Genomic DNA, 23,065 nt, shown 5'->3' with positions numbered 1-23,065 from the left:
GTCAGCAGCCGTCGCGGTACGGCGTGCCGGGAGCGATGCGCTCCCAGTACGCCCGGGTCGGCGGCGGCACCCGCTCACAGACGTGTGCCGCCACCCGGCGCGGGTCCAGGTCCCAGGTGCGCCAGGTGCCGTCACGGCTGACCGTGTGCAGGGTGTCGTCACCGTCGAACACGGCGTCCGCGACCCGGCCGGTGTGCCCGCGCAGTGTCGCCTTCGGCGCCCGGCGGGGGATGTCCCACAGCCGCGCGGTACCGTCCCGGCTGCTGGTGACGAGGGTGTCACCGCCGCGGTCGAAGCGCAGGGACACGATCGGACCGGTGTGCCCGGACAGGACGACGGGTGCGGGCCTGCTGCCGGGGCGCCGCAGCACGTCCAGCCGGTACAGGCGCACGGTGCAGTCCCGCCCGGCGGTCGCCAGCAGCGTGCCGTCCGGACTGAACGCGGCTGTGAAGACGGTGTCGTCGTGCTCGTCCAGGGTGCGCAGCCGCCGGCGGTCGCTCGTGCGCCACAGCTGCACCGTCTCGTCCTGGCCCCCGGTGGCCAGCAGCGAACCGTCCGGGCTGAGGGCCACACCGAAGACGGGATAGTCGGTGTGGTGCCGCATGGGCTCGCCGATCTGCCGCCGGCCGGCCACGTCCCACAGCCGCGCGGTCCCGTCGTCCGAGCCGCTCACCAGCCGCGTGCCGTCCCGGCTGAGCGCGAGCGTCTTCACGGGCGCCGACTGGACGGGGAACTCACCGGCCGGCCGACGGCCGTCGGGATCCCACAGCCTGATCCTGCCGCCGTCACCCGACGTCACCAGCAGGGACCCCGCACGGCCGTACAGCACACTGCGCACATCGCCGTCGTGGGCGCGGAAGCTGCGCACCGCGCGACGCCGGGCGGCGTCCCACACCGTGACCCGGCCGTCGGCGGCGCCGGTGACCACCCGCCCGCCGTACCGGTCCACGGCCAGCAGCGGCGCCACGGGACGGTGGTGCGACGGACCGCGGGCGGGATCCCACAGCCGTACGACGGCGTCGTCCCCGGCGGTGGCGAGCAGACCGCCGGCGCCGAAGGCCACCGCCCCGACGGGGCCGCTGTGGCCGCGGAGCACGGACAGCGCGGACGGTCCGGCGGTCTGCCACAGCCGTACGGTGTTGTCCCGGCCGCCGGTGGCGATGGTGCTGCCGTCGCGGCTGAAGGTGACGGACAGCACCGTGTCCGTGTGACCGGTGAGCCGGCCCCGGTCGGCATGCGTGCGGGAGTCCCGGACACGGACGCCGTCCGCCCCGGCGACGGCCAGCAGCGAGCCGTCCGGGCTGGACGCGAGGCCCTCGACCTCCCCCGCGTCCTCCAGGGCCGAGCCCTTCCCGCGGCCGGTCGCGACGTCCCAGAACGTGACGGTCCCGTCCGCCCCTGCCACCGCCAGAGTGCCGTCCCCGGGACGGAAGGCCAGCGCCCGCACGGCCCCTCCCACCCGGAGCACCGGGCCGGGACGCCGCCGGTCGCGCACCCGCCACAACCGTACGGTGCCGTCGTCCTCCCCCGAGGCGAGCAGCGAGCCGTCCGGACCGAACGCCACCGCGTGCACCGGTGCCGTCGCCGCCAGGGTGCCGGCGGAACGGGCTCCGGACCTCGCCGCCCTCGCCCGACGGCTGGACATCGCCCTGGAGCGCGAGACGCATAGCCATGACGCCGGCGCGCTCGAGACCGTCTTCGCCACGGCGCTCCTGCTCGAGTTCCCCGCGGGCACCCACGCGATGCGCCTGCTCAACCTCGGGCACCCCCCTCCCTACCTGGTCCGCGGCACCGACACGGGCACGGTGGGCGGCACGGAGCCGGGGCTGCCCCTCGGTCTGGGGCACCTGTGCCGCGGCTTCCCCGCCGTCGCCGAGGTGGCCTTCGAGCGGGACTCGGTTCTGATCATGGTCACGGACGGTGTCACCGAGGCCCGCAACCGCACCGGCGACTTCTACGACCCCCAGCGGCACCTGCCGCGCCTGGCTCCCTTCTCCGCCGCGCACGCCGCGGCCGGTGCGGTGCTGGCCGACGTGAAGCGGTGGACGGACGGGCCCCAGGCGGACGACCGGGCGATCCTCGCGGTCCGGCGCGACGCGTCCGGCCCACCACGGGAATGAGGCCGTCCATGCCGTTGGACACCCCTGGAAATATACCCCCTGGGGGTATATGTTGCTCCTGGTGGGCCGGACACCGGCCCCCAGGACGCCGAACGGGGATGAAGACCATGGACCACAGCACGCGTCACACCGCCGCCGGGCACGGCCACGCCTCCTGGGCGATGGCGGTGAAGGCGACGCTCCACTGCCTGACCGGGTGCGCCATCGGCGAGATCCTCGGCATGGTCATCGGCACGGCCCTGCTGTGGGGCAACGTACCGACCATGATCCTCGCGATCGCCCTCGCCTTCGTCTTCGGCTACTCCCTCACCCTCTTCGCGGTGGTGCGCGCGGGCCTGTCCCCGCGGGCCGCGATCAAGGTGGCGCTGGCCGCAGACACGGTCTCCATCGCGGTGATGGAACTGGTCGACAACGCGATCGTCGCCCTGACACCGGGCGCGATGGACGCACACCTGTCGGACGGGCTGTTCTGGTCGGCGCTGCTCGGCGGCTTCGCCGTGGCGTTCGCGGTTACCACACCGGTCAACAAGTGGATGATCGGCCGCGGCAGGGGCCACGCCGTCGTCCACGCCCACCACTGACCGCGGAACGCACCAGAAGGCGTTCGGATCCTGCCGGGGGCCGGCACCGCTCTCTCGCCCGGCCTCGTCCGAGCGGGTGGTACCCCACCCCGGACCCCGCTCGGTCAGGCCACGAGGCACCGCTCACCGGAGCCGACCCGGTCCGAACGGCATTCCCTAGCGCTCGCGGTCCAGGACGCGGCGGGCCGCCTCGGCCTCCGCCGCCGGCGGGGACAGCTCGTCGAGGGAGTCGAGCCCGGTGTCGGCCTCCAGCTCCCGTTCCCAGTCCGCCGCCAGCCGTTCCTGCTCCTCGCGAGGTCTGCCGCTGACGGCCTCCCGGTGGTGAGGGTCCAGGGCCGCGAGGAATCGTCCGACCGGGTCCGTGGGCATGCCGTGCTCCTTGTCGCTCGGAAGGGGCCGCGCTACCGACCCAGGATGGCCAGCCGGCCCCGGGACGGCCGCCCGACACGGCCTGCGACCACCCTGATGGCCCCGCGCCGCCGCGGTGCCCGTCCGGGGGCGAGGACCCGGGGACCCGTTGTCAGAGCCCTGCTCTACAGTTCCCGTCACTTGATCATTGCGGGTGCGGGAGGCACGCATGGGGTGGGTGTCGGCAGGCGGCTACGAGGTCGCCCTCGACGGCGGCAAGGTGGTGTGCCGCAACGCGGCCGGACGGCGGCTGAAGTCCGTACCGCCCAAGATCGCCGACGATCCGGCGGTGGTGGGGCTGCGCCGGCTCACCGAGTGGCTGGAGCGGCACGAACGGCAGTGCCTGGCCGATGTGGAGCGGTGGATGGTGCGCTCGCTGCCGGTGCCGTTCGAGGTGCTGGCGCGGGTGTGGCCGGACCCCGCCTGGCAGGCCGCCCTCCGCGACCTGGTGGTCACGGGCACGGACGGCGCGGTGGCCGGATTCCTGCGGGACGCCGACCCCGAGCGCGGCCTCGGCCTGGTCGACCTCGACGGCGACACCGTCCGCCTCACCCCCGGCCTGGTCCGCCTGCCGCACCCGGTGCTCCTCGACGACCTGGAGGAGCTGCGGGAGTTCGCCGTCGAGCTCGGCGTCGAACAACGCGCCCAGCAGCTCTTCCGCGAGGTGTGGCACCGGCCCGCGGCACTCGACGCCGAGGCCGCCTCCGTCGACGACCACGCGGGCGGCGTCTTCAAGGAGCTGCGGTTCCTGCACGGCCGGGCGACCCAGCTCGGCTACCGCGTGCGCGGCGGCCACGCCGTGTGCTCCGTGGTGGAGGACGGCCACACCGTCGAGGCCCGGGTGTGGGTCGGCGACTACGACGGCTACGAGGAGACGGAGACCGGCCCCCTGGTCTTCAGCGACCCGGCCGGCCGGGTGCTGAAACTCGGCCGGGTCGGGCCGGTGGCCTGGTCGGAGGGCATGCGCATGGCGGCCGCACTGTACGCCGGACGCGACATCGAGGACGAGGAGCGTGCGGCGTGACGACGTACGACGGATTCACCTACGACGAGACCACCTCCGCCGCGCTGCTCGACGCCGGCGCCGTACTGCCCCCGGGCACCACGGACCGGGAGGACGCCGACGTCCTCACCGTCCGCACGTACACGCACACCGCGCTGGACGAGCGGAAGGTCGTGCGGCTGGTGCCGGGCACGCTGGGCGAGGCGGAGGACCTCGCCCTGGACTTCCTCGGACTGGCCCGCGAGCCGGAGACCCGCGAGGTCGGGCAGGTGCGCCGGGAGACCCTCGGCTTCCCCGCGTGGGCGCTGGTCAACGACCCGGCGAACGGACACCACGCGCTGGCCCTGGTCAAGGACGTCGAGCGGCTCGCCCGCCAGGCGAAGTCCCGACCCGGTAACGCCAAGGAGGGCTTCGAGGCGCTCGGCGAGCGGCTCGGCCGTGCCGTACCGCACTTCCTGCCCACCTTCTACGAGCAGGCCGCCCGCGTCTTCCTCCAGCACGAGAACACCACCTACGCGGCGGCGTTCTTCGGCAAGGCCCGCGAGGCGGAGCGGGTGCACGCGCTGACCGTGGACGAGGAGCGGCAGCGCGCCGTGTTCCTGGAGTTCGCCTTCGCCGGGGCGCTGACGGTCAAGGCCCTCAAGGAGCATGTGAAGGCCCTTGCCGCCCGGCTCACCCCGGCCGAGGCCTGGGCGCAGTTCCGGCAGCTCACCGTGGAACGCTGCGCGGCCGGCATGCCGCCCTACGCGTCGCTGCCCCAGGACGCCCGCGCCCTGATCAAGGCCGCCGGCCTGGACCGGGTCACCGAGGAGTGCGCCCTGGTCGCGGACCTGCTCGCGTCACCCGCGGCGGTCCGCGCCCCCGCGTCCTTCTGGAACACCTACCGGGCGACCCTCGTCGTTCTCGCCGAACAGCAGCCCTCGGTACGCGGCCGACTGCTGGAGATCATGCCGGCCGGTCTCGGCCGCTCCACCGAGGACGACGAGTTCTGGCTGGCGCTGCTCTCCGAGACCGGCGCCGACCGGCTGCTGACGGGGGAGACGCAGACGCCGGACGGGACCGACGCGGCGGACTGGCTCAGCCGCTGGTCCCTGCACCGCAAGCACGGCGGCACCGTCAGCGACCGCTCGCCGGCCACCCTCGCCCTCGTGGAGCGCATGGCCCCGCGCCTGCGCGAACGGGGCCGCCCCGTCGACCTGTTCACCGGCCGCTGGCACGCCGGCACCGACCTCGACCTGCTGGACCTGTGCCTGGCGCTGGACGTGCCGCTGGCCCCGCCCGGGGACGACACCGGCGTCCACATCGCCCTCGACCGGTGGCTGCGCGACACCCGGCCCGGGCGACGCGACCTGACAGCCGTCGCGGCGGACCGCTTCGGCCGCCGCACGCTCTATCACGCCGTCGGCAACCAGCAGGGCCGGCACACCGGCCAGGAGACGCTGGAGGGAATCGCCGCCCACCCCGTGCTCGCCGAGGTGCTCCGCGAGTGGCTGGACGACGCCGCCCGCGAGCTGGAGGGTGCGTCCGGTCTGGAGGCCGCCCGCACCGCACTGAAGCGGCTGAGCCCGTTCCGCGCGATCGCCGCACGGATCAGTCCGGACGCCGTCGCCCGCGCCGCCGCACTCGACGTGGCACCGCTGCTCGGCACCACCCTGCGCGCCGGCATCCCGGACGAACTGGGCTGGCCCGCCCTCGACGAGGCGCTGCGCCGGCTCGACGCCGAGACCCGCCGCGACAGCGAGGACACCCTCGCCGTCCACGAGGCCTGGCCCGCCCTGATCCTCTCCCGCGGGCACAAGGCGATCGTCGTGGGACCGCGGGACATCCTGCTCGAACACGACCTGCGGCTGCCCGTCGAACTGGACCGCTGGCAGCGCCCGTCGTTCCGCTGCACCGACGGCGAACTGCTGGTGATGTGGCGGCAGGACAACAAGCAGTACGGCTACTGGTCGGCCCGCCCGGCCGAGGTGTTCCCGCTCGACGGCGAGAAGCTCCCGCACTGGTACAGCGGCGGCAACACCGGCGAGACCTCGATCCCCCTGCCGGACGGCGGACGCGCCACCGGCGGACGCGCCCTGCACGCCGGCGACACGGTCCTGCCACCCGCGCGCCGCGTCCTCGGCGACGGCACCTCCTACTGGCGCCAGGGACGGCAGGGGACGCGGCAGGTATGGCTCGAGTACGACCCGGCCACCGGCACGCACGGACGTGCCTCGCTGCCCGCGTTCCTGAACTCCGGCGTCCGCGACGGCGCCACCCTGCTCCAGCAGCACTGCTCGGTGCTGCCCCTGCAGCCCGGCCTCGAGGACAGCCCGTTCGGCACGGACGGCACGGTCCTCGGCCGCTGGGTGCGCACCGAGGGCGACGGCGACGAGGCCCGCACCACCGTCGGCACCCCGGACGGCCGGACCGTCACCCTGCCGGCGGCACACCGAGGGACACCGGTCGGCGCGCTGCGGCTGCCCGGCGGCGTCGAGCCCCTGGTCGTCACCCACTACCGTCACATCGCCCTCTACGCGAACGACGGCACCACCGGCCTGCGGGAACTGGGCCAGGTGACACCGCTGGAGCGCGGCGGCGAGTTCGCCGCCGGCACGCGGCTCGTACCGCCCATCGACTTCTGGCACGCGCTGCGGCCGCGCGACGAGAACGCCTCGGCGCTTCTGCGGGCGCTGAGCGACGAACAGGCGGAGGAACTGCTGCGCGCCGGGGCACAGGCGATGGCCGAGCGGCAGGCGAAGATCGTGGCGACGGGGGCACAGACCGGTTCACCGCAGGTCACCAGGGGGCGGAGGCCCGCGGTGACCACCACCGGCAAGCCCGCCGTCCCGACCGCCGACCAGGTGGTGCGGGAGGCCGTGTCCCGCGCCCTGCCCGCCCTCACCGAGCCGCACCTGCTCACCGGCGTCGCCGCCCTCGTGCACGCGGTGCTGCGCCTGGCGGCGTCCGTCGCCACCTTCGTCACGTCCCCGGCCGAGCGGCCCAGGACGGAACGCGGGCGCACCGAGGGCATGTTCGCCGACTACAGCCCCGAGGACGGTGACGAGCAGACGCTGCGCGAGGCGACCTCCGGCCTCGCCGACCTGCGCGGCTGGTGGGGCGGCGGACAGAACTGGAGCACCCTGCGGCAGATCCGTGCCGTGAACCACGTCCTGTCCGGCAAGCCCGCCGACGGCAGGCCCCTGCCCGCGTCGTCCCGGTCCACCGGGGCCGCCGACGGGTGGCGCAGCGACGAGTTCACCGTCCCCGGCATCGGCGCGGTGTGGCCGTCCGTACTGGACGCGCTGCGCCCGCTCGCCTACCGCGCCGCCGCACCCACCCTGACGGAACCGCACCGCCGGGCCCTGCTCCTGCTGTTCGAGGCCATCACGGAAGGGCCCCTGGCCGCACCCGGGGGCGCGCTGCGCGAGGTGGTGCTGAGCGAGCCGCACGACAAGCAGGAGCGCGTCGGCCAGGTGCTGCGCCGGGAAGGCCGCACCGTCGTCGTCCTCGGCTGCCGGAACGTCGACCACCGCACCGGACGGGTCAACTGGCTCGCCCTGGACCACGACCCGGCCGGCGCCTTCGGTGCCGTCGCGCACTTCACCCTGGAACGGGAGACCGCGCACCCGCCGGTGTTCCCGGCCGACACGCTCGCCGCGGTCACCGCGCTCGTCCGGGACAAGGGCGCGGCGCCCTGGCAGCCGGAGGCCCCCGCCGCCCTGACCGCGGCCACCCGCGGCGGCCTGGGCCCCGTCCAGGCGGCCCTGCTGCTCGCCGGGCGGCCGTCGCAGCTCACCGACGAGGTGATCGCCGCCACCGGGCTGAAGCCGCGCCAGAAGCAGTTCGGCGACGCGCTGCTGGGCTCGCTGGAGCCCGGCGACCGCCTGGCGCTCATCGGCGCGCTCCTCCCCGGGAACCCCGCCGACCTGTGGACCGCCGGACCGGACACGGACGCGGCGGGCCGCGTGTGGGCCGAACACCTCGACGGGGTCGTCCGCCTGCCCGAGGACCTCGCCGCGGAACTCTCCCCGGCCGGTGTGCCCGCCGACTCCGTCGAGGAACTGCTCAACCCGCACCGCACCCCCTGGCTCAGCCGCACCACCGTGCAGCGCCCCGACAAGGACGGCAACCTCGTGGCGGAGGACCCCGGGGCCGTCCCCGGCCGGTACCACCTGACGCGCGCCGTGGCCGTCCTGGCCGGGCTCGCCTACTCCCTGCCGTACGGGCACCCCCTGCGCGCCGCCCTGCCCGCGGGACTCACCGCGCTGCGCCGCCGCGTCGCGGACCCCGGGCTGCTGCTCGACCTCGACCTGGAGTGGACCGAGAAGGGCACGTCGACCGCGGCCGAACTGCGCAAGGCGTACGGACTGCCCGCCACCGGCGGCGCCGACGCACACGGACTGACACCCGTCGGCGAGGCACTGGTGCTGCGCCCCTGGTACGGCGACCAGGAGGCCGTCCTGGTCCGCACCAGCGCCCTCGGCTCGGTGGACAACCCCCTGTTCGGACTGATCGAGGGAATCGTCGGCCCCGGACGGCGCGACGGCATGCACGCGCTGCGGACCGTCCTGGGCGACGAACTCGCCCGCGCCCTCGCGGCCGGAACGGACCCCGAGGGACCCACCGGCTACGCCCAGGACCCGACCCTGAGCGTGCCCGCCCTGGTCACCGAGGTCGCCGGAACCCACGGGCTGAGCGAGGACGCGGCGGCGCTCTACCTGCAACTGCTGGCCCTGCCCGACCCGACGGACCGCAACCGCGCCCGCTGGACCGGCTGGAAACCCGCCCGCGCCAAGAAGGCCCGCACCGAACTGGCCGCCACCGGCCTGGTCGTGGAGGCGAAGCGGGCCCGCGCCGGACGCACCCTCTTCCTGCCGTGCGGCTGGCTCGACCTGAAGTCCCCCGCCCTGCCGGTGGAGGTCTGGAAGCAGGGCCTCTACCCGGTCCACGACCGTACCCACGCGGTACCGCTGATACCGGTGCCCGAGCTGTTCACCCGCGCCTGGGACCGTGTCCGCGCCGGCGACGCACCCGCCTACGAGGAACTCACCACCCGCGCCACCCGCAAGGGCCGCCGCCGATGACCACCGTCCACCCGCACACGGAAGAACCCGCGCCGATGACCACCACCCCGTCCCCCTCCCCGGCCCGCCAGATCGTCCCGCCCGAGGACCGGTACGCCACCGAACTCGCCTTCCTCGCCGCCCACGACGACGGGCCGCGCCCGCCCGCCTGGCGGCTCAGCCCGCGCGCGGTCGTCACGTTCGTCATGGGCAGCGGCGGCCGGGCCCTGAAGCTCCCCGACGGCGCCGGGGCACCCGACGGAGTCCCGCACCGCATGGTGATCGAGGACAAGTTCGTCGGCGACCGGGCCCTGGTCGAACGGTGCGTGGTGACCCTCGCCGGCGAGCGCGGTCTGCTGCTCGTCGGCGAACCCGGCACCGCCAAGTCGATGCTGTCGGAGCTGCTCTCCGCCGCCGTGTGCGGCACCAGCGGCCTGGTCGTGCAGGGCACCGCCGGCACCACCGAGGACCAGCTCAAGTACGGCTGGAACTACGCGCTGCTGCTGGCCCAGGGCCCCACCCGGCAGGCGCTCGTGCCGTCCCCCGTCCTGACCGCCATGTCCCGGGGCGCGATCGCCCGCGTCGAGGAGGTCACCCGCTGCCTGCCCGAAGTGCAGGACTCCCTGGTGTCGTTGCTCTCCGAGCGGCGCATCGCCGTACCCGAACTGGCCGGCACCGAGGACGCGCTGGCGCACGCGGCACCCGGCTTCAACCTCATCGCCACCGCCAACCTCCGCGACAAGGGCGTCTCCGAGATGTCCGCGGCCCTCAAGCGCCGCTTCAACTTCGAGACCGTCGGCCCCATCGGCGACCTCGACGCGGAGACCGCGCTGGTGCGCGGCCGGGCGCGGGCGTCCGTGGAGCGCGCCGGAGCGCCGTTCCAGGTCGACGACGCCGTGCTGGAGGCCCTGGTCACCGCGTTCCGGGACCTGCGCGAGGGCCGGTCGGCGGAGGGCTGGGAGGTGGAACGGCCGTCGACGGTGATGAGCACCGCCGAAGCCGTGTCCGTCGCCGGCGCGCTCGCCCTCGCGGCGGCCTACTTCCCGGGCGACCGCGACGTCCTCGGACTGCTGCCCGGACACCTGCTCGGAGTGGTCCGCAAGGACGACCCCGCCGACGCCGCCCGGCTGCGCGGCTACTGGGACGGCCCCGTCCGGCGCCGGGCCGAGCAGGGCTCCGCCACCTGGCGCACCCTGTGGGACCTGCGCACGGTCCTGGAGGGCTGACGGCCGTGTCCCTCTCCCACGGGGCCGCCGTCCCGCCCGTCCCGCCCGACGAGGCGCTCGCCGCCCTCACCGGCCCGTCCGCGCCCTACCTCGTCGGCGTACGGCACCACGCGCCCTCCCTGGCCGCCGCCGTGCCCGCGCTGCTGGACGAGGCGGAGCCGAAGGTGCTGCTCGTCGAACTGCCCGCGGAGACACAGCAGTGGCTGCCCTGGCTGGGGCACGAGGAGACCCGGGCCCCCGTGGCGCTCGCCGCCGCACCCGGCGACGGCGACGGCGGACCGGCGTTCTACCCGTTCGCCGACTTCTCGCCCGAACTGGCCGCCGTGCGCTGGGCCGTCCGGCACGGCGTGCCCGTGGTCGCCTGCGACCTGCCGCTCGCCGACCGGGCCTGGACCGGCGGACGCCGGGCCACGGGGACGGGGGCGGGCGGCCCCGGTCTCGCCACCGCGCTGCGCACCCGGCTGACGGGCCGCCCCGGGGACGACCTCTGGGACCGGCTCGTCGAGACGGCCGCACCCGGCTCCCCGCCCGAGGCGCTGCGCCGGGCCGCCCTGCTCACCGGGTGGGCCCTGCGTGAGGACGCGGTCGCCTCGGGCGGCGTACCGGAGCTGGACCTGCGGCGCGAACGCTGGATGCGGGCCCGGCTGGCCGAGGCCACCGCGGGCGGCGAGCGGGCCGCCGTGGTGGTAGGCGCCTTCCACGCCCCGGCGCTGCTGCGGCAGGCCCCGGGGGACGAGGACGGAACGACGCCCGCGGACGGACAACGGCCCGTGTGGAACACCTCGCTGATCCCGTACACCTACGCCCTCCTCGACGAGCGGTCCGGCTACCCGGCGGGCATCCGGGACCCGGAGTGGCAGGACATGGTCCTGCGCGCGGCGGGCGACCCGGCCGCGCTGGAGGAGGCGCTGATCCGGGCGGCCGTACGCGTCTGCGCCGAGCTGAGGAGCCTCGGCCACCCCTCGGGACCGGCCGACGCCCAGGAGATCAGCCGGCTCGCCTCCGACCTCGCCCGGCTGCGCGGCCTGCCCGCGGCGGGCCGCGGCGAACTGGTCGAGGCGGTCCAGACGGTGCTCGCGCAGGGCGAGCCGTACGGGCGCGGCCGGGCCGTGGCACGGGCGATGGAGCGGGTGCTCGTCGGCACCCGCACCGGGCGCCCCGCCCCGGGGGCGCCGCGCAGCGGACTCGTCCCCGCGGTCGAGGCCGAACTGGCCCGGCTCGGCCTGCCCGGCCCCGAGGAGGGCGGCCCCGGCCCCGCCCGGGACCTGCGGCTCGACCCGCTGCGGTCCGACCTCGACCGGCGCCGCGAACTGCTGCTGCGCCGGCTGACGGTGTGCGGTGTGCCCTACGGGGAGGCCAGGGAGGTCGTCGGCGCGGGCGGCGCCGAGGCCCTCACCTCCCGCTGGGAGGTGCGCTGGACCCCCGCCACGGCGGCCGTGCTGACCGCGGCCGGCGTACGCGGAGTCACCCCCGCGCAGGCCGCCGAAGGAGTCCTGCGCGAACGGCGCCGCCAGGAACGCGACGAGGGCGGGCCGACCGCCGCACAGGCCCTCGAAGGGCTGGAACGGGCGGCGGAGTGCGGCCTGCCCGGACTCGCGGACGAACGGCTCGACGACGTCGCCGGCGTCCTGCCCCAGGCCGGCACCCTGCCGGAACTCCTCGCCGGACTGGCCCTGCTCGACCGGCTGCGGGCCGGCCACGTCCCCGGGCTGCCCGCCGACCCGGACCGCGAGCCCCGGACGGCCGCCGCCGCGGAACTGCTCACGGCGGCGGCGGTGCGGCAGGTCGACGGACTGACCGGGTCGGAGGACCCGGCCGACGCCCACGCCCTGCTCGAACTCTCCCACCGCGCCGACCTGCTGGGCGGCATCCGGCTCACCGACGCCCTGGACCGCCTGTCCGCCGGAGGCTCCCCGCTGATGCGCGGTGCCGCCGGGGCCGTACGCGTCCTGCTCGGACACGAGGACGCCCGCGCCTTCGGCGACCGCGTGGCCTCCTGGGTCGACGGGGCCACCGACCCCGGCTCCCGCGCCGCCCTCACCGCCCGGCTCGGCGGACTGCTGACCGCCGCCGGCCCCCTGCTGGAGGCGGCGCCCCCCGCGCTGGAGCCCCTGCTCACCCGGGTGACCGAACTGCCCGACCGGGCGTTCCTCGACCGGCTCCCCGCCCTGCGCGGCGGCTTCGACACCCTGAGCCCCGCGGCCCGCGACCGCCTCCTCACGGCCGTCGAGGAACGCCTCGGCACCACCCACGTCGCCGACACGGACGACGTCGACCCGGCCGCCCTCGCCACCTGGACCGCGGCGGACTTCGCGGCCCGCGCGGCCCTGCGGTCGCTCGGCCTGCTGCCTCCACCGGGCGGCGGTCCGGCAAAGGCCGCGCCACAGCACCCGGAGCGCGGTGCCCCGAAGACCGCCGGGGAGCACACCCTCGCCCCCGCCGACCGCTGGCGCCTCCTTCTCGGCCGCCGCGCCGACCGGCTGCCGTCGTCCGCCGCACCGCTGGCGACCGCGCTGGACGAGCTGTACGGCAGCGGACGCGGCGAAGGCAGCAGGGGAGACCTCACGGGCCCGGGAACCGGCGGGGGACGTCAGGCGCCGTACCCCGGAGTGCGGGAGTGGTCCGAGGAACTGGCCGCGCTGTTCGGCCCCGGCATCCGGGAGGAAGTGCTGGCGACCGCCGCCGCGTCGGGCCGCAGGGACGTCCTCGCCGAGCTGGACGCGGACAGCGTGCGGCCCTCGGTGGACCTCCTGCGCACCGTCCTGCGGCACGCGGGCGGACTGCCCGAGGCCCGGCTGGCCGCCCTGCGCCCGCTCGTACGGCGGCTGGTCGACGCGCTGACCCGGCAGCTCGCCACCCGCCTGCGCCCCGCCCTGCACGGCACCGCCCTGCCCCGCCCCAGCCGACGGCCCGGCGGCGGCCTGGACCTGCCCCGCACCCTGCGCGCCAACCTGGCGACCGCACGCCGTACCCCGGACGGCACGGTGCGGGTGATCCCCGAACACCCGGTGTTCCGCACCCGGGCCCGCCGGGCCGCCGACTGGCGGCTCATCCTGGTCACGGACGTCTCGGGGTCCATGGAGGCGTCCACGGTGTGGGCCGCGCTCACCGCCTCCGTCCTGGCCGGGGTGCCGACCCTCTCCACCCACTTCCTGGCGTTCTCCACGGAGATCATCGACCTCACCGGGCACGTGGAGGACCCGCTGTCGCTGCTGCTGGAGGTCAGCGTGGGCGGCGGCACCCACATCGCCGCCGGACTGCGGCACGCCCGCGAGCTCGTCACCGTGCCGTCGCGCACCCTCGTCGTGGTCGTCAGCGACTTCGAGGAGGGCTACCCGCTCGGCGGTCTCCTCGCCGAGGTCCGCGCACTGGTCGGAGCCGGCTGTCACGTCCTGGGCTGCGCGAGCCTCGACGACACCGGCCGGCCCCGCTACTCCACGGGCGTCGCCGGGCAGCTCGTCGCCGCGGGCATGCCCGTCGCCGCCCTCAGCCCGCTCGAACTCGCCCGCTGGGTAGGGGAGAAGATCGCATGAGCCCGGACCTGCCTCCGGTCGTCCCGTCCGTCACCGCCGAACTCGTCGCGGCGCTCTCGCCCCGGCTCCGCAAGCGGCTGGACGCGGGCGTGACCAAGCTCCTGGCGCGTCCGGCCGTCCGGGAGGGCGACACCGTGCGGATCGCCGTCGACGACGAGACCGACGTCGTCCTGAGGGCGCCCGGCGGGACGGTGACCGGCGCGGACGCCATCCGCTGCGGATGCCTGCTGGCCCCCGACTGCCTGCACCGCGCGGCGGCGGCCTCGGCCGCACCGGTCGCCGAGGAGGCCCCGGCTCCCGCCGAGGTCACGGAGGCGGAGGAGGGGACAGGGACGGCGCAGCCGGAGCCCGACGCCGCCACCGCGGAACAACGCGCCGCGGCCCGAACGGTGTTCGACGCGGCCGCGGCCGTCCTGGAAGCCGGCACCGACGGCGCCGGCGCCGTGCTCCAGGCGGAACTCCTGCACGCCGCGCACACCGCCCGCCTCGCCGGCCTCCCACGGGCCTCGGCCGCGGCGGTCTCCGTGGTGACCGGGGTGCGCGCGGCCCGCTCCGCCGACCCAGGACACCGCCTCGCCGGCCTCGCCGACGCGCTGGCCGCGGTCCTGGGCGTCACCCACCGCCTCCCGCACGCCACCGGCCCGGACCTGACCGAACTGCGCGGCACGGTCCGGCAGCCGTACCGCCCCGACGGCTCCCTGCGGCTGTACGGGCTCTTCTCCGAGCCCGTCCTCACCGCGACCGGATACGCGGGCGCGGTCACCTGGACCGCCGACGCCGACGGACGCCTGTACACGGTCTCGGACGTGGCACCGGGCGGACCCTCCCGGGCGACCGGCGCCGCCGACCGGGCCGTACGGATCGGTGACACCACCCTCACCCACCGCGAACTGTCGCGCGCGGGACTCGCCGTGTCCGGGGCCACCGTCTCCCCGACGGGCCGTCTCGGCGCGGGGGCGGGCGTGCGGGCGGTCCGCGCCTCCGGCGCCGACTGGCGCGCCGAGCCGCTGGACCGGCTGTGGGCGGTCCCCGCCCCCGAGCAGGTGACCCGGGCGCTGGACGGCGGGCAGGACCTGCTGTTCCTGGAGGTGACCCTCGAGGGCACGGTGCGGGAGACGACGGGCGACTGCCTGCTGGCCGACTGCGCGGGCCTGCCCCTGCGGCTGGCCACCGCCCACGACGACCCCGCACTCCCGTACCGCGACAACCTCCGCCTGCTCGCCGCCGCCGCCGGGGGCAGCCGGCTGCGGATCGTCGCGCGCCTGGCACCGGGGCCGTGTCCCCGCGCCCTGCTGCTCGCCACCGAACATCCCACCGGTCCCGGCGCCCGGGTGGACCTCGGTCTGGACCGCCTCCAGCGCGCGGACCTGCCCACCGGCGCGGTCGCACCACCCGCGCGGGCCGTGCCCGCCGGGGACGAGGCCCCGCTGCACCTGCTGCGCCGCCGCGTCCACCAGGCGGTGCCGGGAGGCCGCCGTGTCCTCACCCTCGCCGGGAGCCGGTCGGGCGACGGCGCCCGGCTGCGCCGTCTCGGCCTCGCCACGGCGGGTGACCTCCTCGACGACCTCCACACCGCCGCCGCGGACCGCTCCCGCGACACCTTCGGCCGTCTGCTCCCGGCCGACACCGGCCGCTTCGCCCGGGCCTGGCTCGCCGCCGCCGTCTACACCGACACGGTCGAACGGGCCCTGTGCGCGGCCGCCTGGGGAGCGTCCGCCACCGAGGCGCGCGGTGCGTAGGCCGGCCGGCGCCTCCTGGTCGGCCTCGACGCCGTGTCCGGTGACGCCGTCCATGAGGGGAGACGCGGCCGGCGGACGAGCCGTCAGGCGGCCGGGTGGATGACGAGCTTGAACTCCGCCAGGACGATGTCCCGTGTCACGCTGTCGTCGTGGGTGGCGCGCACGGCGAGCGGGACGGCCGGGTCGACGAAGACGCCCCACTGCTTCGTCCAGCACTGCATGCCGGGACTCGGCGGCCGGTGCTCCGTCGCCGTGGTGTCACGGGGTGCCGGGGTGAGGCCGAGCGGATCCCGGACGAACTGGTCCCGCAGTTCGCCGTAGTTCCCGGCCTCCCACTGGATCATCGCGTACAGGACGCCCCAGCCGGCGGTGCTGGGCCATATCAGTCCGGACCGGTCGTCCGAGTCCCAGTCCGTGACCACGTACCCGTCCGGCTGGTTCACCTGGTGCATGGAGAACCGGTCGGTGGACTCCGCGGACCCGAACGGGAACCGTACGACCGTGTAGGGGCTGTCGGCCGGGACCGGCTGCGGAGTGTCCCGCTTCAGGGAACACACCCGCACTCCGGGCGAATCCGTCGCGTCGATGGACATGATACGAATCTGCCCGTTCCCGGACGGTTCGATGCGACCCCATCGGGACCACGGGGTTCATCACCACCCCGCCGTGCCGCACGGTCCGGCACGGAAACGAGGTGCGGCCGGTGGCGGACGTCTCCTACCGTGCGGTCATGCGCGTCGTCTTCACCAAGGGTCCCGGCACGAGCTACGACATCGCGGTGCACCGCGAGACCGGGGCGGCGCTCGCCCCGCGCAACGGGCCCGGCGGGCATCCGTACCTGCCGCACGACCTGGTGCACTTCCTGGTCGAGGCGGAGGCGGGCATCGAGCTCGGGGTCTACGGGCGGCTGGCCGCCGGCGACAACGGCCTGTTCTGGCCCGCAGACCCGGCGGAACGCGCCAGGGCCGCGAGGCGCCGCAAGTCCAGGCCGGTGAAGCCTTCCCCCCGGGCGCGGGCGGACATGGCCCTGTCGGAGCACCTGGCGGGCATCGCCGTACCCGTGTGGGAGGTGCGGCGCGGTCATGCGCGGCAGGTGCCCGCGTATGTGACGGCGGGTGGGATCCCCCCGGTGGTCGACCGGATCGTGTCCCGGTTCGACGAGTACGCCGACCGCTGGCACGCCCTGCCGGCCGGCGGTTCACTGACGCTGACGTGGTGAGGGGTTCACCGGCGTGCGGCGCGGTTGCGGCGGACGGAGGAGAGGAACGACGCGCTGATGAGCGCGACGCCGATGAGGCCGGTGACGATGTCGTTGATCTCGTACCGGATGCTGACGAGAAGGACGAGGGCGAGCGCGCCGATCGCGTAGTGGGCGCCGTGTTCGAGGTAGACGTACTCGTCGAGGGTGCCCTGGCGGACCAGGTAGACGGTCAGGGAACGGACGTACATGGCGCCGATGCCCAGGCCGAGCGCCATCAGCACGATGTCGTTGGTGATGGCGAACGCGCCGATCACGCCGTCGAAGGAGAAGGACGCGTCCAGCACCTCCAGATAGAGGAAGGTGAAGAAGGCGGCCCTGCCCGCCAGGGCGACCGCCGGCCGCCCCGCCCCGGCGTCCCCGGACCGTCGCCCGGCGGGCTCCCCGGTCTCCTCGGCGGCCAGCCTCCTCTCGAAGAAGTCGGAGAGCCCGCCCACGACCAGGTAGGTGATCAGTCCCGCGATGCCCGAGACGAGAACCGTCTGGGCCTTGTCGGCATGTTCGCCGCCGTGCTGGTGGGCGTGGGCGGCGAACGTCACGGCGGTGACGAGGAGGACCCCGAGGGCGACGCAGACCGACAGCATGTCGATCCGGCCGAGCCGGGCCAGCGGCCGTTCGACCGGGCCGAGCCACTTGATCTCGCGGTCCTCCAGGACGAAGTCGAGGAAGATCATCAACAGGAACATCCCGCCGAACGCGGCGATCGACGGGTGTGCGTCGGTGACGAGTTCCTGATAGCGGTCCTTGTCGGTGAGCGCGAGGTGGACGGCCTCGGCCGGCGCGAGCCGCGCGCTGACGGCGACGATGACGACGGGGAAGAGCAGCCGCATGCCGAAGACGGCGATCAGGATGCCGATGGTGAGGAAGATCTTCTGCCAGAAGGCGTTGAGCTTCTTGAGGATGCCGGCGTTGATCACCGCGTTGTCGAAGGACAGCGACACCTCCAGAACGGCGAGGACGGCGACCAGCCCCAGGGCCGTCCAGCCGTCGTAGAGCACCCCGGCGGCCAGACCGAGGCCCGTGACGGCGAAGGCCCAGCGGAACGTCTTCAGCAGCACGCGGCACTCCCCACTCTCTCGTCGCGCTCGTCGCCGGACGACGGGTCCCCTTCCGGTGCCCCTCTCAGGGATGTCTACTACGCCGGTGCCGCGGAGGAGCGGCCGACACCGCGCCGGCGGCCCGTCGGCCGCCGGCGGGTCACCGCGTGACGTCCAGGACGAGCTTGCCGCGGGTGTGGTGGGTCTCGCCCCGGCGGTGTGCCTCGGCGGCCTGCTCCAGCGGGAACACGTGCTCGACCTCCACCCGGAGGTCGCCCGCGTCGACCAGACCGGCGATGGTGGTCAGGGCCGCGCCGTCCGGCTCGACCAGGAGCGGGCTGGTGCGCACCCCGGCCCGCTCGGCCGCGGCGGCCAGCGCCGGGGAGACACCGCTCGGGACGGAGACGACCAGGCCGCCGGGCCGGGTCACCGCCACCGACCGTGCGTCGGTGGCGTCCGCGTCGCCGATCAGGTCGACGACGACATCGATCCCGCCGGTCACGTCCTCGAACCGCTGCCGCGTGTAGTCGATCGTCTCGTCGGCGCCCAGCTCCTTGAGCCAGGCGTGCCGGGACTCACGGGCGGTCGCCACCACTTCGGCGCCCAGATGCCTGGCGATCTGCACCGCCAGATGCCCGACACCGCCGGCCGCCGCGTGCACCAGGACCCGCTGACCGGCCTTGACGCCCGCCGTGTCGACCAGCGCGTGCCACGCGGTGAGCGCCGCGAGGGGCAGGGCGGCGGCCTCGGCGTGCCCGATCGAGGCGGGCTTGCGCGCGAACTGGCGCGACGGCGCCGTCACGTACTCGGCGTAACCGCCGGCCGGGCGCGGGAACCAGGGCATCGCGTACACCTCGTCACCGGGCGCGAGCGTGGTGACGCCGAAACCGACCTCCTCGACGACCCCGGAGACGTCCCAGCCGAGGACCAGCGGCAGCGTCTGCAGTCCCGCCATGCCCTGTCCCGCGCGGGTCTTCCAGTCCACCGGGTTGATCCCGGCGGCGTGCACCCGCACCAGCACCTCGGTCGGCAGCGGTTCGGGACGCGCGATCCGCCCGACGGTCAGCACCTCCGGCCCGCCGAACTCACCGATGGTGACGGCACGCATGGTGCGCTCGCTCATGTTCTTCTCGTCTCCTGTTTGTTCCGCGTGTACGAAGACCGGGCCGGGCCCGGTGATCACCCAGTCTCGTCCCATGCCCCTGGACGGAGTGAGTGGCCGGAGGGCCACCTGTCGTACCATTCCGGCCATGGTGCACCGTATCGCCGTTCTCGCTCTCGAAGGCGTCCTCGCCATGGACCTCGGGATCGCCTCGCGCGTGTTCGGCGCGGCGTGCGATCCGTCCGGCGCGCCGCTGTACTCCGTGACGACCTGCTCGCTCGGCGGCCGGCCCGTCCGTACCCACGAGGGCTTCCGGATCGTCGTCGACGACGACGAGTCCCTCCTGGAACGCGTGGACACCGTGGTGATCGCCACCCAGGAGCCCGGGAGACATCTGCTCGCCACCGGAGAACTGCCCGCGGAGGTCGCCGGGGCGTTCGCCCGGATCGGTCCGCGCACCCGTGTCGTCAGCCTGTGCACCTCGGCGTTCCTGCTCGCGGCGGCCGGAATGCTGGACGGTCTGCGGGCCACCACCCACTGGGTGCTCTGCGACACGTTCGCCCGGCGCTTCCCCCGGGTCGAGGTCGATCCGGACGTCCTGTTCGTCGACAACGGACGCATCCTGACCTCGGCGGGCGGCGCCGCAGGCATCGACGTGTGCCTGCACCTCATCCGCCGGGACCACGGCGCGGCGGTGGCCGGCGCGGCGGCGCGCCGGTGCGTGGTCGCGCCCTGGCGTGAGGGCGGACAGGCACAGTTCATCGAGCACCCGGTACCCAAGGACGCCGACCGTTCCACCTCGGCCACCCGGCAGTGGGCCCTGAACCGGCTGGCCGAGCCCCTCACGCTGGAGGACCTGGCCCGGCACGCGCACATGAGCGTACGCACCTTCACCCGGCGGTTCCGCGACGAGGTGGGCACCAGCCCCCTCCAATGGCTGCTGCAGTGCCGGCTGAACCAGGCGCGCAGGCTGCTGGAGTCCACCGAGCTGACCGTCGCGCGCGTGGCCACGGCGAGCGGCTTCGGTGACGCCGTGGCCCTGCGCAAGCACTTCTCCAACCATCTGGGCCTGTCCCCGCTGGCCTACCGCCGTGCCCACAACGCCCCGGACCTGACGGCGACGGGGTGAACGCCCTCGGGTGACGCCCGAGGACACGGCCCACGGGCGGGAACATGACGTTCTGCCTCACCCCGGACAGGAGGCGGGAACGTCAGCGGCGCCGACGGCGTACGAGACGGCGGAACGCCCTCGGCCCGCCGGCCGGTGCGGGCAGGGTGCCCGCCACCGCGTCGGACAGCAGGGAGCCGACGGTCTCCGCCGCGCAGGCGCGGTTGGCGCCGATGCCTCCCGACGGGCCGCGTTTGATCCAGCCGACGACGTACGTCCCGGGCCGGCCGGTGACCCGGCCGCGCTCGTGCGGCACGGTCCCGGTGGCCTCGTCGAACGGCAGCCCCGCCGGGGCCACCCCGCGACAGCCGACTGCCCGCAGGACCAGGCCGGCCGGAATCTCCGGCTCGGCGGTACCGCCGGTGACCCGCACGGCACGCGTGCCCTCGTCCCCGCGGACCGCCACGGGGGAGGAGTGGAAGCGGAACACGATGCGCCGCCGCCCGCCTGCCGCACCCGGCGGCAGGGACCAGTCGACGGTCTCCCGCGCCACACCTCGCAGCACCGCCGCCTTGTCCTCCGGGCCGGCGGCGTCGATCGCCGCCCCGGTGCGCGGATCGTGGTCGTCGACGAGCAGATCCACCCCGGGAAGGTGCTTCAGGGCGAGCAGCTCGGGTCCGGTGTACGCCGCGTGCTCCGGTCCGCGGCGTCCGAGCAGCACGACCTCGCGCACCTTGCCGCGGCGCAGTTCCGCCAGCGCGTGGCCGGCGATCCCGGTGCCGGCCAGCGTCCTGGGATCGGAGACCAGGATCCGCGCGACGTCGAGGGCGACGTTGCCGTTGCCGACCACGACGACCCGCCCGCACGACAGGTCGACGGCGTCCGCGGCGACCTCCGGATGCGCGTTGTACCAGGCGACGAAGGTGGTCGCGGAGACGCTGCCCGGCAGGTCCTCGCCCGGGATGCCGAGACGCCGGTCCGCGGCGGCGCCCACCGCGTAGATCACCGCGTCGTGGTGGGCGGCGAGTTCCTCCGCGGTGACGTGGGTGCCCACGTCGAGGCCCAGGTAGGTCCGCGCGCGCGGATGGGTGAGGAAGCGGGCGAAGGACTCGCCCACCTTCTTGGTGGCCGGGTGGTCCGGTGCCACGCCGTACCGGACGAGCCCGCCGGCGGCCGGAAGCCGGTCGACGAGCGTCACCTCGGCCCGGGTGTGCAGCAGCAGGTCCCTGGCGGCGTACATGCCGGCCGGGCCGGTGCCGACGATCGCGACCCGCAGCGGTCCGAAGTCCGAGGGCAGCACCCGGTCGAAGGACGGCGCGCCCCAGGCGTGGAGGTTCGGCCCCGGACGCGCCGGTGACTCCGCTCCCTCGGGGAGGTCCTGCTCGAAATAGGCCGCGTTGATCCGCGCGTACTCCCGCTGCCCGCCGGTCAGCCGGTCGAGCGGGAGGACGGCGTCCACCGGGCAGGCGTCGGCGCAGGCACCGCAGTCGATGCAGCTCCTCGGGTCGATGTGCAGCATCTCCGTGCTGCCGAAGGCCCGTTCCTCGGGCGTGGGGTGAATGCAGTTGACCGGGCAGACGGACACACAGGTGGCGTCGTTGCAGCAGGTCTGGGTGATCGCGAAGGCCATGGTCGTCCACTCCGCTGAAGGCCGGGGCAGGTGCAGGGTGCGGGTCGTCAGACGAGGTGGGCGCGCTGGTAGAAGAAGAGCGCGGGCCCGGTGAGCAGCCCCACCGAGTCCAGGAACTCCATCAGGCCCGAACAGCTCGCCCGCATCATCGACTTGTGGTGCTCGTTGGCCTTCGCCTCGCGCAGCGCGCGTGCCTCGTCCAGGCCGGCGTTCGCGTAGACCTTCCGGTTCACCATGCTGGTGACGATGACGTAGGCGGCGACGGCGATCAGCAGGGCGTGGAACCGGCGGCGCAGCCGTCCGGCACGCGCGAGGTGCCTGCGTGTCTCGTCGCGGGCGAACTTCATGTGCCGGGATTCCTCGACGACATGGATGTTGTTGATGGTGCGGACGAAGGGCACGACCCGCTCGTCGCGCATCCAGTCGCGCTGCATGACGTCGAGGACCTCCTCGGCGACCAGGATCGCCGCGTACGCGGCCTCACCGAAGGCGACGGTCTTGAAGAACCGGCCCAGTTCCAGCGCGACCCGGTGCGGCCGGTAGGCCGGCGCACGGAGCTTCTTCGCGCCGCGGGCGAACATGATCGAGTGCCGGCACTCGTCGGCTATCTCGGTGAGCGCCCACTGGACGGTGTCGTCCGTCGGGTCCTTGGCGTAGATGTCCCGCAGCACCATCTGCTGGAGGATCATCTCGAACCAGATGCCGGTGCTCGCGACGGACGCCGCCTCCTGGCGCGTCAGCTCCTTGCGCTGGGCGTCGGTCATCTCGTCCCAGTAGGCCGTCCCGTAGAGCGTGCTCCACTCCGGGCTGGCGCCGTGGAAGTCCGTGTCGAGCGGTGTGTCCCAGTCGACCTCGGTGAGCGGGTCGTAGGAGAGCTGCGCCGACGAGTCCAGCAGCCGCCGGGCCACGTCGTCGCCGGAGATCGTGTTCCCCATGCCGAGGGCTCCTCGCCTCGAGTCCGATCAGTATTACCGCGGGTAACCACCCGCCTTGCTGACGAACTGTATAGCAAGAGGAGTCGCGTTCCTACCCCCAAGTAGCAAAGGAGCGCCGCCGGCACGCCGGCCCCGGGTCGGGACCGGCGGGAGCGGACCACGAGGGCCGTGCCGCCGCCGCTCCCGGACGCCGGGGACGGGCCGGCGGCCATCAGGGCGGCGACGGGGACGAGGACGGCCAGGGGGAGTGGCCGGCGGGCGGAGACGTGCCGTACGAACGTCATGACAGCTCTCTCGTCGAGGGGGACGACTGCCGTCACGACACCGCATGCGGCCGAGT

Annotated in this window: 16 protein-coding genes; 9 read left to right on the top strand and 7 right to left on the bottom strand. The window is 75.0% G+C overall.

What is annotated here, in order from left to right:
* Position 1: 1 nt before the first annotated feature.
* Entirely contained in the window at positions 2 to 1,564 is a 1,563-nt protein-coding gene (locus IH50_RS0122170; RefSeq protein WP_158801289.1) for a WD40 repeat domain-containing protein, read from the bottom strand.
* On the opposite strand from IH50_RS0122170, the gene IH50_RS0122165 reads away from it, so the two are divergent.
* Positions 1,512 to 2,120 (top strand): PP2C family protein-serine/threonine phosphatase, encoded by a 609-nt coding sequence (locus IH50_RS0122165; protein ID WP_051767408.1) that lies wholly within the window; start codon positions 1,512 to 1,514, stop codon positions 2,118 to 2,120. The two genes, IH50_RS0122170 and IH50_RS0122165, sit on opposite strands and share 53 nt — an antisense overlap.
* Before the next feature lie 107 nt (positions 2,121 to 2,227).
* Positions 2,228 to 2,701 carry a DUF4396 domain-containing protein gene (locus IH50_RS0122160; protein WP_030864975.1) on the top strand — a complete coding sequence of 158 codons (474 nt, stop codon included), beginning with the start codon at positions 2,228 to 2,230 and terminating at the stop codon, positions 2,699 to 2,701.
* 156 nt (positions 2,702 to 2,857) lie between these two features.
* Here IH50_RS0122160 and IH50_RS0122155 read toward each other — a convergent pair whose 3' ends face one another.
* Positions 2,858 to 3,070, bottom strand: a complete 213-nt coding sequence (locus tag IH50_RS0122155; protein ID WP_030864973.1) for a hypothetical protein — start codon at positions 3,068 to 3,070, stop codon at positions 2,858 to 2,860.
* Positions 3,071 to 3,278: 208 nt separating this feature from the next.
* Here IH50_RS0122155 and IH50_RS0122150 point away from each other — a divergent pair, with 208 nt between their 5' ends.
* The 5 genes from IH50_RS0122150 to IH50_RS0122130 are packed head-to-tail and all read left to right on the top strand — an operon-like array spanning position 3,279 to position 15,655.
* On the top strand, positions 3,279 to 4,133 hold the full coding sequence (locus IH50_RS0122150) for a DUF4132 domain-containing protein (protein ID WP_030864970.1): 855 nt from the start codon (positions 3,279 to 3,281) through the stop codon (positions 4,131 to 4,133).
* On the top strand, positions 4,130 to 9,178 hold the full coding sequence (locus tag IH50_RS0122145) for a hypothetical protein (protein ID WP_030864969.1): 5,049 nt from the start codon (positions 4,130 to 4,132) through the stop codon (positions 9,176 to 9,178). The genes IH50_RS0122150 and IH50_RS0122145 overlap by 4 nt, the downstream gene beginning before the upstream one ends.
* Before the next feature lie 35 nt (positions 9,179 to 9,213).
* Positions 9,214 to 10,383 (top strand): ATP-binding protein, encoded by a 1,170-nt coding sequence (locus tag IH50_RS0122140; RefSeq protein ID WP_030864965.1) that lies wholly within the window; start codon positions 9,214 to 9,216, stop codon positions 10,381 to 10,383.
* A gap of 5 nt (positions 10,384 to 10,388) precedes the next feature.
* A complete protein-coding gene (locus IH50_RS0122135) occupies positions 10,389 to 13,916 on the top strand; it encodes a vWA domain-containing protein (RefSeq protein ID WP_030864962.1) in 3,528 nt (1,175 codons plus the stop codon).
* On the top strand, positions 13,913 to 15,655 hold the full coding sequence (locus IH50_RS0122130) for a hypothetical protein (RefSeq protein ID WP_030864957.1): 1,743 nt from the start codon (positions 13,913 to 13,915) through the stop codon (positions 15,653 to 15,655). Before IH50_RS0122135 ends, IH50_RS0122130 begins: the two co-directional genes overlap by 4 nt.
* Before the next feature lie 83 nt (positions 15,656 to 15,738).
* Here the strand turns inward: IH50_RS0122130 and IH50_RS0122125 are convergent, their stop codons facing one another.
* Positions 15,739 to 16,248, bottom strand: a complete 510-nt coding sequence (locus IH50_RS0122125) for a hypothetical protein (protein ID WP_030864955.1) — start codon at positions 16,246 to 16,248, stop codon at positions 15,739 to 15,741.
* A 137-nt stretch (positions 16,249 to 16,385) separates the two neighbouring features.
* On the opposite strand from IH50_RS0122125, the gene IH50_RS0122120 reads away from it, so the two are divergent.
* On the top strand, positions 16,386 to 16,874 hold the full coding sequence (locus tag IH50_RS0122120) for a hypothetical protein (RefSeq protein ID WP_030864952.1): 489 nt from the start codon (positions 16,386 to 16,388) through the stop codon (positions 16,872 to 16,874).
* Positions 16,875 to 16,879: 5 nt separating this feature from the next.
* Here IH50_RS0122120 and IH50_RS0122115 read toward each other — a convergent pair whose 3' ends face one another.
* Both IH50_RS0122115 and IH50_RS0122110 read right to left on the bottom strand, forming a co-directional pair.
* On the bottom strand, positions 16,880 to 17,971 hold the full coding sequence (locus IH50_RS0122115) for a DUF475 domain-containing protein (RefSeq protein ID WP_030864949.1): 1,092 nt from the start codon (positions 17,969 to 17,971) through the stop codon (positions 16,880 to 16,882).
* Between the two features lie 139 nt (positions 17,972 to 18,110).
* A complete protein-coding gene (locus IH50_RS0122110) occupies positions 18,111 to 19,073 on the bottom strand; it encodes an NADP-dependent oxidoreductase (protein WP_030864947.1) in 963 nt (320 codons plus the stop codon).
* A 127-nt stretch (positions 19,074 to 19,200) separates the two neighbouring features.
* Here IH50_RS0122110 and IH50_RS0122105 point away from each other — a divergent pair, with 127 nt between their 5' ends.
* Positions 19,201 to 20,181, top strand: a complete 981-nt coding sequence (locus tag IH50_RS0122105) for a GlxA family transcriptional regulator (protein ID WP_030864944.1) — start codon at positions 19,201 to 19,203, stop codon at positions 20,179 to 20,181.
* 82 nt (positions 20,182 to 20,263) lie between these two features.
* On the opposite strand, the gene IH50_RS0122100 is transcribed toward IH50_RS0122105, so the two are convergent.
* Both IH50_RS0122100 and IH50_RS0122095 read right to left on the bottom strand, forming a co-directional pair.
* A complete protein-coding gene (locus tag IH50_RS0122100) occupies positions 20,264 to 21,790 on the bottom strand; it encodes an FAD-dependent oxidoreductase (protein ID WP_030864942.1) in 1,527 nt (508 codons plus the stop codon).
* 47 nt (positions 21,791 to 21,837) lie between these two features.
* Positions 21,838 to 22,725, bottom strand: coding sequence for an AurF N-oxygenase family protein (locus tag IH50_RS0122095; RefSeq protein WP_030864941.1), 888 nt, complete (start codon positions 22,723 to 22,725; stop codon positions 21,838 to 21,840).
* Positions 22,726 to 23,065: the final 340 nt, after the last annotated feature.

Source organism: Streptomyces sp. NRRL S-37, from assembly GCF_000721605.1.
Lineage (GTDB): Bacteria > Actinomycetota > Actinomycetes > Streptomycetales > Streptomycetaceae > Streptomyces.
The sequence above is the reverse complement of the archived record's forward strand: the minus strand, read 5'-3'. Positions and strand labels throughout refer to the sequence as shown.

Bases quoted from the DNA above. Each gene is read 5' to 3' on its own strand.
- IH50_RS0122160 (WP_030864975.1), top strand. From the start codon at position 2,228: ATGGACCACAGCACGCGTCACACCGCCGCCGGGCACGGCCACGCCTCC.
- IH50_RS0122155 (WP_030864973.1), bottom strand. From the start codon at position 3,070: ATGCCCACGGACCCGGTCGGACGATTCCTCGCGGCCCTGGACCCTCAC.
- IH50_RS0122150 (WP_030864970.1), top strand. From the start codon at position 3,279: ATGGGGTGGGTGTCGGCAGGCGGCTACGAGGTCGCCCTCGACGGCGGC.
- IH50_RS0122140 (WP_030864965.1), top strand. From the start codon at position 9,214: ATGACCACCACCCCGTCCCCCTCCCCGGCCCGCCAGATCGTCCCGCCC.
- IH50_RS0122130 (WP_030864957.1), top strand. From the start codon at position 13,913: ATGAGCCCGGACCTGCCTCCGGTCGTCCCGTCCGTCACCGCCGAACTC.
- IH50_RS0122125 (WP_030864955.1), bottom strand. From the start codon at position 16,248: ATGTCCATCGACGCGACGGATTCGCCCGGAGTGCGGGTGTGTTCCCTG.
- IH50_RS0122120 (WP_030864952.1), top strand. From the start codon at position 16,386: ATGCGCGTCGTCTTCACCAAGGGTCCCGGCACGAGCTACGACATCGCG.
- IH50_RS0122110 (WP_030864947.1), bottom strand. From the start codon at position 19,073: ATGAGCGAGCGCACCATGCGTGCCGTCACCATCGGTGAGTTCGGCGGG.
- IH50_RS0122105 (WP_030864944.1), top strand. From the start codon at position 19,201: ATGGTGCACCGTATCGCCGTTCTCGCTCTCGAAGGCGTCCTCGCCATG.
- IH50_RS0122100 (WP_030864942.1), bottom strand. From the start codon at position 21,790: ATGGCCTTCGCGATCACCCAGACCTGCTGCAACGACGCCACCTGTGTG.
- IH50_RS0122095 (WP_030864941.1), bottom strand. From the start codon at position 22,725: ATGGGGAACACGATCTCCGGCGACGACGTGGCCCGGCGGCTGCTGGAC.